This window comes from Lysobacter daejeonensis GH1-9 (assembly GCF_000768355.1).
GTDB classification, from domain to species: domain Bacteria; phylum Pseudomonadota; class Gammaproteobacteria; order Xanthomonadales; family Xanthomonadaceae; genus Aerolutibacter; species Aerolutibacter daejeonensis.
This window is the reverse complement of the sequence record NZ_AVPU01000006.1, coordinates 44,884-59,065: the sequence shown is the minus strand read 5'-3', so window position 1 is coordinate 59,065 and position 14,182 is coordinate 44,884. Positions and strand designations below refer to the sequence as shown.

The following is a 14,182-nucleotide window of genomic DNA, read 5'->3' as shown; positions in this document are numbered from 1 at the left end:
GCGGGGGCCCAGGGCAGGATTGGCCGTAATTATATCGCTTCATCGCGATGAAGCAATATTAATTTGACGGCAACTGAACGACTGCGTTGGCAGATTGGTGCGCGGTGGGCGACACGGGTCGCCCCGACTGCATGACGGGAGCCAGCGTATGAGGCAGGTAAGCGTATGAGTCAGGTAAACGGGACATTCGAGGTTGCGCTGACGCCGCTGGCCGATGCGGCCGAGACCGCGGTCATCAGCCGGATGGCCATCGACAAGCGCTTTCACGGGCCACTGGACGGGCGCAGCGAAGGGCAGATGCTGGCTACCCGCACGCCGGTGGATGGCTCGGCAGGCTACGTGGCGCTGGAGCGGGTGACGGCCACGCTGGAGGGGCGAACCGGCGGCTTCACCTTGCAGCACAGTGGGACGATGAACCGGGGCGCGGCGACGCTGCAGCTGACGGTGGTGCCGGACTCGGGCACCGAAGGGCTGGCGGGGATCGACGGCCGCATGGCCATCACCATTGCCGATGGCACGCACTTCTACGAGTTCGACTACACCTTCGACGACGGCGATTGAGCCTACGCGCCGCGGTGGTGCGCGGAAGCCGCGCAAACAAAACGGGCGCCGAGGCGCCCGTTTTGTTGCCCATCCCACCGTCGTTGCCGACGGGGCTGGAGATCGCCGCGGATCAGTAGCGGTAGTGGTCCGGCTTGTATGGGCCGTCCACCGGCACGCCCAGGTAGGCGGCCTGCTCGGCGGTGAGCGTGGTCAGCTTCACGCCGATCTTCTCCAGGTGCAGGCGCGCGACTTCCTCGTCCAGCTTCTTCGGCAGGATGTAGACCTTGGGGTCGTAGAAGTCCTTGTTGGCCCACAGGTCGATCTGCGCCAGCGTCTGGTTGGAGAAGCTGTTGCTCATCACGAAGCTGGGGTGGCCGGTGGCGCAGCCCAGGTTCACCAGGCGGCCTTCGGCCAGCAGGAAGATGCTGTTGCCATTGGCGAAGGTGTACTTGTCGACCTGCGGCTTGATGTTGGTGCGCACCGCACCCGAGGCATTGAGCGCGTCGACCTGGATCTCGTTGTCGAAGTGGCCGATGTTGCAGACGATGGCCTGGTCCTTCATGCCCTGCATGTGCGCCAGGGTCAGCACGTCCTTGTTGCCGGTGGTGGTGACGTAGATGTCGCCGCGGCCGAGGGTGCTCTCGACGGTATTGACCTCGAAGCCTTCCATCGCGGCCTGCAGGGCGTTGATCGGGTCGATCTCGGTGACCACCACGCGCGCGCCGTAGGCCCGCAGCGAGTGCGCCGAGCCCTTGCCCACGTCGCCGTAGCCGCAGACGACGGCGACCTTGCCGGCCAGCATCACGTCCATCGCGCGCTTGAGGCCGTCGGCCAGCGACTCGCGGCAGCCGTACAGGTTGTCGAACTTGCTCTTGGTGACCGAGTCGTTGACGTTGATCGCCGGGACCAGCAGCTGGCCTTCCTGCGCGAGCTGGTACAGGCGGTGCACGCCGGTGGTGGTCTCTTCGGAGACGCCCTTCCAGTCGCGCACGACGGTGTGCCAATAGCCCGGGCGCTCGGCGGCGACGCGCTTGAGCAGGTTCTTGATCACCTGCACTTCGTGGTTGTCGGACGGGGTGTTGACCCAGTCGCTGCCGTTCTCGAGCTCGTAGCCCTTGTGGATCAGCAGGGTGACGTCACCACCGTCGTCCACCACCAGCTGCGGGCCGAGGAAGCCGCCGTTGCCGTCGGGGAAGCTCAGCGCGTCGAGGGTGCAGTCCCAGTATTCCTCCAGCGTCTCGCCCTTCCACGCGAACACCGGGGTGCCGGTGACGGCGATGGCGGCGGCGGCGTGGTCCTGGGTGCTGAAGATGTTGCACGAGGCCCAGCGCACGTCGGCGCCGATGTCCTTGAGCGTCTCGATCAGCACCGCGGTCTGGATGGTCATGTGCAGCGAGCCGGTCACGCGCACGCCCTTGAGCGGGGTGGTGGCGGCGTACTTCTTGCGGATCGACATCAGGCCCGGCATCTCGTGCTCGGCGATGTCGAGTTCCTTGCGGCCCCAGTCGGCCAGCGAGATGTCGGCAACCTTGTAGTCGCCTTCCATGGAGAAGGTCTTGGCAACAGCGTTCATGTAAAGCTCCGAATGTTGGAAGTCCGCGCGGGGCGGGCTCTGCGGGGCACGACCGGTAGGGCTGGGCGGTGCGGTCCGCGGACATCGGGCGCCGTTGGTGCGCGGCAGGGGCCTGCCGCCGGTTCGTCGAGCCTGGCCGTGCCCTTGCGTCACGGTCGCAGCGCCCCTCGGCGAAGGGCGACATTGTACTGCGGTTGGGGCTTGGCCGGAGGGTGGCCGGGAGGTGCCTTCAGGTTGCCGGGCAGGGCCCGCGATCAGGACTTTCGTCATTTCCCGGTCGGTGCAGGGCGTGCGACCCTCGGGCGGTTATCCATCCAGGGGTTGATGCATGAAGAGTCTGGCGCGGCGTGCGTACGCCGCAGGGTTGATCGTTGCGTTGTTGCCGCTGGGCACCTATGCGCAGGCGTTGCCGGCACGTTCGCTGCCCGCAGCCAACGAGGACATGGCGTCTGGTTACCGGCTACCACCGGCTGCATTGCAGGCCATCGTGGATGCGCCGCGCGCGCCGCAACTGCTGCTGAGTCCCAAGCGCGACAGGGCCGTGCTGCAGCGGATTCCCCCGCTGGCCGGCATCGACGTCGTGGCCCAGCCGGAGTTGAAGCTGGGCGGGCTGCGCATCAACCCGCGCGCGTACGCGGCCAGCCGCTTCGCGTTTGGAACCGAACTTTGGCTGTTGGACGTCGCCACCGGCGCCGAGACGCGCCTCCAGGGGCTGCCCAAGCCGCTCGCGGTGGCGAGCGTGGCCTGGTCGCCGGACCAGCGTCATCTGGCGTTCAACCATGTCGACACGCGTACCGGTGCCAATGAGCTGTGGGTGGTGGACGTGGCCACGCGTTCCGCCCGCCGTCTGCTGGCACAGCCACTGAACACCGTCGCGGGACGCGGTTATACGTGGATGCCGGACAGTCAGCGCCTGCTGGTGCAGTTGCGGCCGGCAGGGCAGGGTGCGGCGCCGGCGGCCAGCGTGATCCCGACAGGGCCGAACACCCAGCAGACCGAGGTCGGTGCGGGGGTGCGCCAGTTGCGCACCTACCAGGACCTGCTGAAGAACGAGGATGATGCGCGCCTGCTGGAGCACTACCTGCGCTCGCAACTGGCGTTGGTGGACCTGCAGGGCACGGCCCGCAACGTGGCCGCGCCGGCATTGTACCTGGGCGCGGTGCCTTCACCGGGTGGGCGCCATCTGCTGGTGCAGCGCGTGGCGCGGCCGTTCTCGTACCAGGTGACAGTGGGCAGCTTCCCGCGCCGCATCGAGGTGTTGGATGCCGAGGGCAAGCTCGTGCACGAAGTGGCCCGCCTGCCGCTGGTGGAAGGCTTGCCGCCGGGCAATGATGCGGTGCCCACCGGCGTGCGCAACGTCAGTTGGCGCAGCGATGCGCCGGCTACGCTGGTGTGGGCCGAGGCGCAGGACGGTGGCGATCCCGGCCGTGAGGCCGCGGTGCGCGATGCGGTGTACCTGCAAGCGGCACCGTTCAAGGCCAAGCCGACGCTGTTGGCCAAGCTGTCCTCGCGCTATGCCGGCGCGACGTGGGGCCGCGGTGATCTCGCCCTGCTCAACGAATACTGGTGGAAGACGCGCCGGCAGAAGCAGTGGCGCGTGGCCCCGGATCGCCCAACGAGAGCGCCGGAGTTGATCCATGAGGGCTCCAGCGAGGACCGCTACAACGACCCGGGCGAGCCTGCCACGGTGCGCGATGCCAACGGCTTCGAGCGGCTGCAGATCGCGGGCGACGGGCGGAGCATCTTCCTGCGCGGGGAGGGCGCGTCTCCGGAAGGTGACCGTCCGTTCGTGGACCGTTTCAACCTCGCCAGCAAGCAGAAGACGCGCCTGTTCCATTCGCAGGCGCCGTACTACGAGGTGCCGGCCGCGATCCTCGACGATGAAGCGACGCGGCTGCTGATCACCCGTGAGTCACCGACCGAGCCGACGAACTTCTACCTGCAGGACCTGGCCACCAAGGGGGGCTCTGCACCGTTGGCACTGACCCGCTTCCCGCACCCGACGCCGCAGCTGAAGGACGTGAAGAAGGAGCAGATCCGTTACAAGCGCGGGGATGGCGTGGAGCTGACCGGCACCCTGTACCTGCCGCCAGGCTACGACGCCAAGCGTGATGGTGCGCTGCCGGTGCTGATGTGGGCCTACCCCGCGGAGTTCAAATCCGCCGCCGCGGCCAGCCAGGTGACCGACTCGCCGTACCGCTTCAACACCATCAGCTACTGGGGGCCGTTGCCGTTCCTGGCGCGCGGTTTCGCGGTGCTGGACGATCCGTCGATGCCGATCGTGGGCGAAGGCACGGCCGAACCCAACGACACCTACGTGTCGCAACTGGTGGCCAACGCCGAGGCCGCGGTGGATGAACTGGAGCGCCGCGGCGTGGGCGACCGTAATCGCATGGCCATCGGCGGCCATTCCTATGGCGCGTTCATGACCGCCAACCTGCTCGCGCACACCCGCCTGTACAAGGCGGGCATCGCCCGCAGCGGCGCCTATAACCGCACGCTGACGCCGTTCGGGTTCCAGGCCGAGGAGCGCAACTACTGGCAGGCCAAGGACGTGTACCGCGAGATGTCGCCGTTCAACTACGCCGAGCAGATCAAGGATGCGTTGTTGATCATCCACGGCGAGCAGGACAACAACTCCGGCACGTTCCCGGTGCAGAGCGAACGGATGTTCGCCGCGGTCAAGGGCATGGGCGGCACGGCGCGCCTGGTGATGCTGCCCAATGAGTCGCACGGCTACCGTGCACGCGAGTCGATCCTGCACATGCTGGCCGAAAGCGACGCGTGGCTGGAGAAGTACGTAAAGGCGGCCGGTGCCGCTCCGACTTCGGGGGCTGCTGCAGCCGCCAAGTGACGCCGGCGCAAGTCGGGTTGCATCCGGAACGGCGCCGACATCGGCGCCGTTCTTTTTCTCAAGAGCACTGCGCCTGCGGCCCGCCCCTGCCCCTTTACACAAGCGCGCAAAAAGAAAACGGGCCGCCAAGGCGACCCGTCTTCAAGACCACGTGACGCCGCGGTGCTTACTTCAGCTTCGCCGCTTTGCGCAGTTCCTCGGCCTTGTCCGTCTTCTCCCAGGAGAAGGCCGTGGCCGTCTGCTTCTTGCCCGCGCCGTCCACGTACGACACTTCCTTCGGCTTGCGGCCGAAGTGGCCATAAGCCGCGGTGTCCTGGTAGATCGGGTGGATCAGGTCGAGCATCTTCACGATGCCGTACGGGCGCAGGTCGAAGTGCTTGCGGATCAGCTTCTCGATCTGCTCGTCCGGGATCTTGCCGGTGCCGAAGGTCGTCACCGAGATCGAGGTCGGCTCGGCGACGCCGATCGCGTACGAGACCTGCACCTCGCACTTGTCGGCCAGGCCGGCGGCGACGATGTTCTTGGCCACGTAGCGCGCGGCGTAGGCGGCCGAGCGGTCGACCTTGGACGGATCCTTGCCCGAGAACGCGCCACCACCGTGGCGGGCCATGCCGCCGTAGGTGTCGACGATGATCTTGCGGCCGGTCAGGCCGCAGTCACCCACTGGTCCACCGATCACGAAGATACCGGTCGGGTTGATGTGGATCTTGTTCTTGGGCAGCGATTCCAGCCACTTCTTCGGCAGCACCGGGCGCAGGATGTGCTCGTACACGCCCTCGACGATGTCCTTGTGCTTCAGGCCCGGGTCGTGTTGGGTCGACAGCACCACGGCGTCGAGGCCGGCCACGTTGTGGTTGGCGTCATAGCGCAGGGTGACCTGCGACTTGGCGTCCGGGCGCAGCCACGGCAGCTTGCTGTTCTTGGCCTTGCGCACCTTGGCCTGCTGCTCGACCAGGCGGTGCGAGTAGTAGATCGGGGCCGGCATGAACTCCGGCGCCTCGTTGCAGGCGTAGCCGAACATCAGGCCCTGGTCGCCCGCGCCCTGTTCTTCCGGCTTCTTGGCCTTCTTGCTGGTGCCATCGACGCCAGCGGCGATGTCCGGCGACTGCTTGCCCAGCATGTTGATGATGGCGCAGGTGTGGCCGTCGAAGCCGACATTGGAGTTGTTGTAGCCGATGTCGTTGATGACCTTGCGGGCCAGCGACTCGATGTCCACCCAGGCCGACGTGGTCACTTCACCGGCGACGATGGCGGCACCGGTCTTGACCAGCGTCTCGCATGCCACGCGGGCGCGCGGGTCCTGGGCCAGGATGGCGTCGAGGACGGCGTCGGAGATCTGGTCGGCGATCTTGTCCGGATGGCCTTCGGACACCGATTCGGAGGTGAAGAGGTAGCTGGACATCGAGGCTATATCCTTGCATTCGGATAAAAGGATGGGCGCGCATGATACAGGTTCGGGCGCGTCCGTGCATTCTGCGCCTTCGGGCGTTGCCGTGCATTTAACTAGACGAGTCGACGTTTGCCCCGTGTGACAACACCCGGGGTGTCACGCCGCTGACGCCAAAGTGCCATGCCGTTGTATTGCCGCCGTCGCAGGCTGCGGGCCAACACGGGCGGTCGGTACGGACGATGCAGGCACTCGAGCAGCAACTGCAGCAGCGCTTCCCACACTGGTTCCGCGGGCGGCGGGCCACGTTGGCGCGACCGCTGTTGCGGACCATCGGCCGTTGGTCACGCTTCGACGAGGTGGCGGCCTTCCTGCAGGCCAACGGCCACCTGCGTGACTTCGACTTCGTGCAGGCCGCGCTGGACTACATGCAGGTGCGACACGAGGCCGATTCCGGTGAGTTGCGGCGGATCCCGGCCACTGGGAGGCTGCTGATCGTGGCCAACCACCCCTCCGGTGCGCTGGACGCGCTGGCCTTGCTGCAGCAGGTCGGGCGTGTGCGCCGCGACGTCAAGATCATCGCCAACGACCTGCTGGCGTCGCTGGATGGCTTGGGCGGGCTGCTGCTGCCGGTGCGGATCATCGGCGGGCGGCCAAGTGCGCAAAGCCTGCGCGCAGTGGAGCAGGCGTTGCACGCGGAGCAGTGCGTGATCATCTTCCCCGCCGGCGAGGTGGCGCGGCTCGGCCTGCGCGGTGTGACCGACGGGCGTTGGCGCCGGGGCTTCCTGCGCTTCGCGCGGGCCACGGGGGCGCCGGTGTTGCCGATCCGGGTGGAGGCGCGCAACTCGGCGCTGTTCTATGGGGCGTCGGTGCTATTCAAGCCGGCGGGCACCGCGCTGCTGGCACGGGAGATGTTCGCGCGGCGCGCACGCCGCATCGTGCTGCGCATTGGCCGCCCGCTGCAGGTGCCGACCGACGGGGACCCAGCCCGCCACCTACGCGAGATCCGTCAGGTGTTGCATGCCATCGGCACGCGGCATGAGCGCGCCGGCGAGCCCGGGCCCGAACCGTTGATCGATGCCGTTCCGGTCGCGGAGGTATGCGCCGGCATCCACGCCATGCCCCTGTTGGGCCATACCTCCGATGGCCGGGAGATCCGCTGTGGGCGGCTGCTCACCGGCTCACCGCTACTGCGCGAGATCGGGCGGTTGCGTGAACTGACGTTCCGCGCGGTGGGCGAGGGCACCGGCCGCGGTCTCGACGTGGACCTCTACGACGGCTGGTACGAGCACATCGTGCTGTGGGACGCCGCCGCCATGCGCATCGCGGGCGCTTACCGGGTCGCCCGTGGTGCCTCGGTGCTGGCCGAGCGCGGGCTGGCCGGGCTGTACACCGCATCGTTGTTCCGCTACGCCGATGACGCCATCGCGCGCATCGCCGCCGGCATGGAACTGGGGCGCAGCTTCGTGGTGCCCGACTACTGGGGCAGCCGCAGCATCGACTACCTGTGGCAGGGCATTGGGGTATACCTCGCGCGGCATCGCGGCGTGCGCTACCTATTCGGACCAGTGTCGATCAGTGCGGCGCTTCCCGCGGAGGCACGCGAGCAGATCGTGGCGTACTACGACCACTTCTATGGCGCCGACGAGCGGCACGCCGAATCCAGGCAGCCGTTCATTTATCGTGCCGCACCGCCGGCCTTTGGGGAACTTGATGCGACCACCGCCTTTCGGGTGCTGAAGGCCAACCTGGATTCGCTCGGGGCGACGCTGCCGATGCTTTACAAGCAGTACACCGAACTCTGCGAGCCTGGCGGGGCCCGATTCCTGGCGTTCGGCGTGGATCCCGATTTCAGCGACGCGGTGGACGGCCTGATCGAGGTCGACCTGCACCGACTGCGACCGAAGAAGCGCGAGCGCTATCTGGGCGGCTCCGTCGATGCGTGGCAGCCCTCCGCTGGCGCGGTCGCTGGCCCGCTGTCCGCGCCAATGGCCGACAGCGCGACCCTCTCCGAGCAGGTGACCGCATGACGCCCCCGGTGGCGCCGCTGCCGCAGCGTCGCCGTGCAGTGTTCATCTCCGACGTGCACCTGGGTTCCAAGCACTGCCACGCGGCGGAGTTGGCGGTGTTCCTGGCAAGCCTGCGCTGCGATCGCCTGTATCTGGTCGGTGACGTCATCGACCTGTGGTGGATGTCGACCCGGCGGGCGGTGTGGACGCCCGCGCAGCAGCGTGTGTTCGAGAGCCTGCACGCGTTGGCGCGTTCGGGTACGGAACTGGTGTACGTGCCCGGTAACCACGATCGCTCGGCGCGGCGATTCTGCGGACTGCTGTTGCCACGCGTGCAGTTGCGCCGCCGTGCGATCCACGCCACGGTCGATGGCCGACGCCTGCTGGTGACGCATGGCGATGATTACGACGGCATCACCCACTTCGGTGGACTTCAGGAGCGCTTCGGCGACTGGCTCTATTACCGCATCCTGACGGGTAACCAGTGGCTCAACCGAGTTCGCCGCCGATTCGGGCTGCGCTACTGGTCACTGTCGGAGTTCCTGAAGCGCCAGAGCGGGGCAGCGGAGCGCTACATCGAGCGCTTCGTGCAGGCGGGACTGGACGACGCCCGCCGGCGCGGACTGGACGGCGTGATGTGCGGACATATTCATCGCGCGGCGCTGTTCGAGCGCGATGGATGCGTGTACGCCAACGACGGTGACTGGGTGGAGAGCCTGACCGCGTTGTGCGAGGACCCCGACGGGACGTTGCGGCTGCTGTCGCATACGCACGAGACGCTGGTGTCGCTGCCGCCACGTGACGCGGGGGTGGGGCGCCGGCTGCCGAGTGCGGCCTGAGCGCGTTTCAGGGCGCCATCGCGGGCGCCAGCGTGACGGCCGCCACCAGCACCCGGTGGTCGTATATCGCCGGGCTGGCGGCGTGCAGGGACAGGCCCGCGACCAAACGCTGCGGATATGGATTTGCCACTCGGGTGGTGTAGATGGTGGACCCCATCCAGGGCCCAACCTCGTCACGTGGCGTCAGGCCCTGCCAGGCCGGCGCAACCTGCGGCCAGTAAGTGGGCCGATGGTCGCCATCCACGTCCAGTTGGGTGTGCCAAGGTTGCAGGGCGCGGCTTCCGTCGACGTAATGGAATTCCAGCTGAGCCACCGGGGCGGCCAGGTTGAAGTCGTAGGGCGGGACGCCAATCGCGGACAGCACGTGTGCCGCGGCATAGCGCCCGAGCGGCACCTGCAGCTGTATCGGCCGTGCGCTCTCCGCGGGCAGGCGCACCAGGCCGCGGATGTCGTAATCCACACCCCGCAGGCGCTGCAAGCCCATGGGCACGCCACACAGATTACCCAAGGCCTTGTTGTGGATGATGAAGCTGCTGGCCAGATCCAGCGTGTCATGCAACGAATCGGTGTAGTGGCGGCTCAGGTCCAGTGCACGTGCGGGTGTGTCAGACAGGCGTGGAGGCCAGGCGCTGGACAGGCAGGACCATGCGGAGGGCTCGCGACCGCGTGCGGATCGGGGTTGCCGCGCGCCTCCCAGCCAGCTGGCGCGAAGGGCATCGCTGGGCGGTAGGTAGCGCGTGCTGGGGGGCGGGGCGAGTATCGCCGTCTCTTCTTCAATGACCCGTGTGGGACGCATATCCGGTGCCAATGTCCATGCCAGCCATCGGCCCAGTGCGGTGCGGGCCAGCAGCGAACGGCGATCGGGGGCAAAGGCCACCTGCGCGATGATGTCGTTGCCTGGCAGCGGCGCCTGCAGGGGTGGTCCCAAGGCCGCCCCGTTGGTCGCGTCGACGAGCATGACGCCATTGAACAGCGCCTGGGCCAGGATCGTGCCGTCGGCTGACAACGCCTGAGCTCGCGCCAGACGCCCTTCGTTCGCGAGCGTGACCGGCAACCGGGTGCCGTCGTGGCGGACGAGCACCGACAGGTCGCTGGTGGCGGTGCCGCCAGGGCGTCCGCTGATCGCGACGGTGCCACTGCCCAGTTCCAGTTGAAGGCTGTCGATACTGGCATTCAGGGGCGTGCTGCCGATCAGGCGGCCATCGTCGAGTGACCAGCGCTGCAGTTCCCCGCGCAGGTTGCCGTTGCGGTCCTCAACGGCCTGCACCACCTCCTGACGCACCTCGTCCAACTCGGCGGCCACCACCATCGCATCGTCAGCGACGGCGCGGAGCACGAACCGCGGTTGCCGCAGGTCGCGGATGCCGAAGACGCGAGTGGCCTCGGCGTTGGTGACGAGCAGTCGCTGTCCATCCTGGGACAGGCGGGCCGACACGAACGGCATGTCGCCCGCCGGGCCCAAGGGGTGGCCTAGGGCAAGGTCGAAGGCCTGCACGCGGCTGTCGCCTGGCGAGCGCGCATCGGCGGGCAACCAGCGCGTCAGCAGCACGCGACCGTCGTCGCTGGCCAGCAGGTCCATTGGTGCACCGTCCAGCGGGATCGGCGGATACCGGGGCGACAAACGCACCGTATCCAGTACGTGCAGCTCGCGTCCGGCGGTGGCGACCAGAGTTTGCCCGTCCGCGACCAGCGCGGCGAAGCCGATGGGCCTCTTGAACGACATCCATTTGGACGCAGGGCGGCCGTCGCGGGCATCGACCAGGCGCAGCCGCAGTCCGTCCACATCCACCAGCCTGCGTCCGTCAAAGCGCAGGGGCCACTCGCGCTGAGGGGCGGCGCGCGCGCTTTGTTCGGCCGACGACGGCAACTGCCACAAGCGCAGGAAGCCATCCTGGCTGCCGGTCGCCACGACCCCGGTTTTGCCGTCGAAACTGCTGGCAAATCGCGGGACCACCGAGTGATGGGTGATTTCCGGTGCAATGCGGACGGTCTGACCGCCTTGCCCCTGTACCGAATCGATGGACCACATCGCCACGCGGTCCCAATGCATCGCCAGCAGCAGGCAGTGGTCGCCCTTGGCATCGCACTCCAGCTGATGGCCCCACAGTTCGCGCCTCAGCACGACCCGGCTGATGGGCGTACCCTCCGGCAGCGACCACAGCGACAGATCGCCGCTGCGCATCGACACGGCCAACCGCTTCCCTTGGGCGCTGGTGGACAACCACGTGATCTCGCCGCCTGCGTCCGCCAGCAACAATCGCTTGGCGCCGGTGGCGGGATCGACCTGCAGCACGCGCCCCTCGCGGGTGCCCAACAGCAGCCAACGGCCGTCGGGTGTGGCGGACCATGCGATGAAGCTGTCACCCGCACGGTCGATGTCGATGCGATGGCGCAATGCGAGCGTGTCCGCGTCCAGGATATCCACGCGTTCCGGCTGCAGCCGGTACCCCACGAAAGGCAGCCCAGCGGGCAACAACCATCCCGGCCGGTCCGGATGGCCGGGAACGGCTACACGGCTTCGCGCGCGCGGGGCGCCTTCGGCGGTGTACAGCACCACACCGCCGTCTTTGGCCTGTGCGAGTACGTGGCGGCCATCGTCGCTCCAGCTTTCCCCGATCAGCGCATCGCCACCCGCGACACGGGTCTGCGCACCGTCGGCCAGCGCGAGCCGGAAGGTCTGGTAGCCGCTTGGGCGCATCTGCGCCATCGTCCAGTGCTCGCTGACGATCAGGTGACGTCCGTCCGGCGTGAACACCAGGCGTCTGAGTTGCCCATCCCAAGGATTGCGATGTTGCCGAAGCTGCACTCGCCAACGCTGTTTACCCGAAACGCGCTCGTACAGCGCAACGGTCAGGGGATCCAGTCCCAGCGCCACCAAGCTGCCGTCAGGACTCAGCGCGGCTACGTGGATGGGCGCGCCCGCGTCGATGATGCCCGCGAGCGTCGGCATCCGTGCGCGGGCCAGCCCCAGCCGCAGGCGTTCGCGCTGGGCCTCGCTGGCGGCCCCGGCGGCCTCCTGCTCGCGCAGGTTGGCGGCCAGCGAAGCCAGGGCGGCGTAGCCGCGCGAATCCTCGGACAGGCGCCATGCGCTTTCCTCGCGCTGTGCCCACAGGTTGCGGCTGGCGTCCAGGGAGTGCGCCTCGGCACGGCGCCACTCGCGTGCAGCCACCAGTACGCCCACCAGCAGCGCGATCAAGGCCATACCGCTGACCGCCGCCAACCTGGGTTCGCGCCGCATCCACTGCCAGGCATGTTGTGCGGCGTTGAGTGGCCGCGCGCGCACTTCCCGTTCCTCGATGAAGCGGCCCAGATCATCGGCCAAGGCGCGTGCGCTGCGGTACCGCCGCGCGGGATCCTTTTCCAGGCAGCGTAGGCAGATGGCTTCAAGATCGTGCGGCAGGGCCTCGTTGTAGCGCCGTGGTCCGCGCACGGTGCCGGCAAGTACCAGCGCCACCACCGCCTGCGGAGAATCGCCTTCGAAAGGTTGATGTCCGGTCAGTGCCTCGTAGAGGATGGCGCCCAATCCCCACACATCGGTGGCAGGGCTCAAGCGCTCGCCGTGCACTTGCACCTGTTCAGGGGCCATGTAGCCTGGGGTGCCGGACACGCGCTCGTTGTCGACAAGCCCATCGGCGCCCAGGCGCCGCGCAAGGCCGAAATCGGTGATCCGGGGTACCTGGTCGTTGCCCAGGATGAGGTTGCCCGGCTTGAGGTCCAAGTGCAGCATGCCCTGGCGGTGCGCATAGTCCACCGCTTCCGCGACCGTCCGCAACAGCACCGCGGCTTCCCGCGGGGCAAGCGGACCTTCCTGCTGCAGGCGCTCGGCCAGCGTGCGGCCTTCCACCAATTGCATCGCGTAGTAGATCTGGCCGTCGTAGTCGCCAATCTCATGCACGGTCACGATATTGGGATGCTGCAACAGGGCGGCATGCCGGGCTTCGCTGCGTAGCGTTGCGACGAACTCCGGCGCCGCCCAGACACCCCCTGACAACAGCTTCAGCGCCACTTCCCGGTCCAGCGAACGCTGGAATGCGCGGTACACCACGCCCATGCCGCCGCGGCCAAGCACCGCACGCAGTTCGTAATCACCGAACTCGCGTTGTGCAGGATCGTCAGGGTCCAACTCGGAGGCCCGTGTGCCATCTCCCGCTACGGCCCCGTCGGCGAGCGTCTCCTGGCCGAACGCCAGTCGGACCACCGCGGAATTCATCCACCAGCGCGTGTCACGTGTTCCGGGCTGGTCGCGCTCGTTGGGCATAACGGCTTACTCACCGTGGTCCACGTCGGCCAGTTCGCGCAGGGCGCTGAATTCGGCGTCAAGGGACCGGGCGTCGCAAACCGTCTCGGTCAACTCGTCGCGGATCAATTCGCGCAGTCGCTGGCGCAGGCGATGGACGTGTACGGCTACGGTGTTGGGCTTCAGGTCCAGCGCCTGCGCCACCGCTGCATAGTCATGGGCATCGGGCGCTTCGGTCAGGAATGCGGACAGGGCGCTGAACAACGCCTCGCGACCGCCACGCCGCACCTCCTCCTCCAACCTGCGGCGCGCGCGGTCGACCACGGTCAGCATCCACAGTCGATTGAATTCGCGCTCCGGCGAAGCGGTCGCCGCCGCCACCACGGTGGCCTCGTCAAACTCCACCCGTTTCAACCGACCGCCGCGTTTCCCCGCTGATCGGCTGGCCCACTCGTTGGCCAGGAAATGCCGCAGCACCGACAACATGAAGGTGCGGAAGCGGCCGCGCTGCGGGTCGGCGTGTGCATCCCAGCGCTGCTCAAGCAATCGGGCAAAGAACTCCTGGGTCAGATCCTCGGCGTCGGCGGTGCCGAACCCGTGTTCGCGGATATAGCCCAGCACTGGCTGGCGGTAACGCGTGCAGATCGACTCCAGCGCGGCGCGCGCCTCCGCCTGGCTACCTTGGCCACGGAGGATCACGCTCCATTGCGTGGTTTCGAAACGGGACAACTGCGGCTCCG

General features: G+C 67.7%; 8 protein-coding genes and 1 riboswitch. Of the genes, 4 read left to right on the top strand and 4 right to left on the bottom strand.

Going from position 1 to position 14,182, the window contains the following annotated elements; translation table 11 throughout:
- Window positions 1-165 precede the first annotated feature (165 nt).
- Complete coding sequence (locus N800_RS05130; RefSeq protein ID WP_036135541.1) at window positions 166-561, top strand: DUF3224 domain-containing protein; 396 nt, start codon at window positions 166-168, stop codon at window positions 559-561.
- Window positions 562-673: 112 nt separating this feature from the next.
- On the opposite strand, the gene ahcY is transcribed toward N800_RS05130, so the two are convergent.
- Window positions 674-2,116, bottom strand: a complete 1,443-nt coding sequence (ahcY, locus tag N800_RS05125) for an adenosylhomocysteinase (RefSeq protein ID WP_036135540.1) — start codon at window positions 2,114-2,116, stop codon at window positions 674-676.
- Window positions 2,117-2,195: 79 nt separating this feature from the next.
- Window positions 2,196-2,291, bottom strand: a riboswitch (S-adenosyl-L-homocysteine riboswitch).
- Between the two features lie 153 nt (window positions 2,292-2,444).
- Between ahcY and N800_RS05120 the strand changes: the two genes are divergently transcribed.
- Window positions 2,445-4,970 carry a S9 family peptidase gene (locus tag N800_RS05120; RefSeq protein WP_052107937.1) on the top strand — a complete coding sequence of 842 codons (2,526 nt, stop codon included), beginning with the start codon at window positions 2,445-2,447 and terminating at the stop codon, window positions 4,968-4,970.
- Window positions 4,971-5,136: 166 nt separating this feature from the next.
- Here the strand turns inward: N800_RS05120 and metK are convergent, their stop codons facing one another.
- Complete coding sequence (gene metK / locus N800_RS05115; RefSeq protein WP_036135538.1) at window positions 5,137-6,372, bottom strand: methionine adenosyltransferase; 1,236 nt, start codon at window positions 6,370-6,372, stop codon at window positions 5,137-5,139.
- Between the two features lie 227 nt (window positions 6,373-6,599).
- On the opposite strand from metK, the gene olsF reads away from it, so the two are divergent.
- Complete coding sequence (gene olsF, locus N800_RS05110; protein ID WP_084087226.1) at window positions 6,600-8,387, top strand: bifunctional ornithine lipid synthase OlsF; 1,788 nt, start codon at window positions 6,600-6,602, stop codon at window positions 8,385-8,387.
- Window positions 8,384-9,205 (top strand): UDP-2,3-diacylglucosamine diphosphatase, encoded by an 822-nt coding sequence (locus N800_RS05105; RefSeq protein WP_036135536.1) that lies wholly within the window; start codon window positions 8,384-8,386, stop codon window positions 9,203-9,205. The genes olsF and N800_RS05105 overlap by 4 nt, the downstream gene beginning before the upstream one ends.
- A gap of 7 nt (window positions 9,206-9,212) precedes the next feature.
- On the opposite strand, the gene N800_RS15220 is transcribed toward N800_RS05105, so the two are convergent.
- Window positions 9,213-13,463 carry a WD40 repeat domain-containing serine/threonine protein kinase gene (locus N800_RS15220; protein ID WP_052107936.1) on the bottom strand — a complete coding sequence of 1,417 codons (4,251 nt, stop codon included), beginning with the start codon at window positions 13,461-13,463 and terminating at the stop codon, window positions 9,213-9,215.
- Window positions 13,464-13,469: 6 nt separating this feature from the next.
- Complete coding sequence (locus N800_RS05095) at window positions 13,470-14,171, bottom strand: RNA polymerase sigma factor (RefSeq protein WP_052107935.1); 702 nt, start codon at window positions 14,169-14,171, stop codon at window positions 13,470-13,472.
- Window positions 14,172-14,182: the final 11 nt, after the last annotated feature.

Bases quoted from the DNA above. Each gene is read 5' to 3' on its own strand.
- N800_RS05120 (WP_052107937.1), top strand. From the start codon at position 2,445: ATGAAGAGTCTGGCGCGGCGTGCGTACGCCGCAGGGTTGATCGTTGCG.
- metK (WP_036135538.1), bottom strand. From the start codon at position 6,372: ATGTCCAGCTACCTCTTCACCTCCGAATCGGTGTCCGAAGGCCATCCG.
- ahcY (WP_036135540.1), bottom strand. From the start codon at position 2,116: ATGAACGCTGTTGCCAAGACCTTCTCCATGGAAGGCGACTACAAGGTT.
- N800_RS05130 (WP_036135541.1), top strand. From the start codon at position 166: ATGAGTCAGGTAAACGGGACATTCGAGGTTGCGCTGACGCCGCTGGCC.
- N800_RS15220 (WP_052107936.1), bottom strand. From the start codon at position 13,463: ATGCCCAACGAGCGCGACCAGCCCGGAACACGTGACACGCGCTGGTGG.
- olsF (WP_084087226.1), top strand. From the start codon at position 6,600: ATGCAGGCACTCGAGCAGCAACTGCAGCAGCGCTTCCCACACTGGTTC.
- N800_RS05105 (WP_036135536.1), top strand. From the start codon at position 8,384: ATGACGCCCCCGGTGGCGCCGCTGCCGCAGCGTCGCCGTGCAGTGTTC.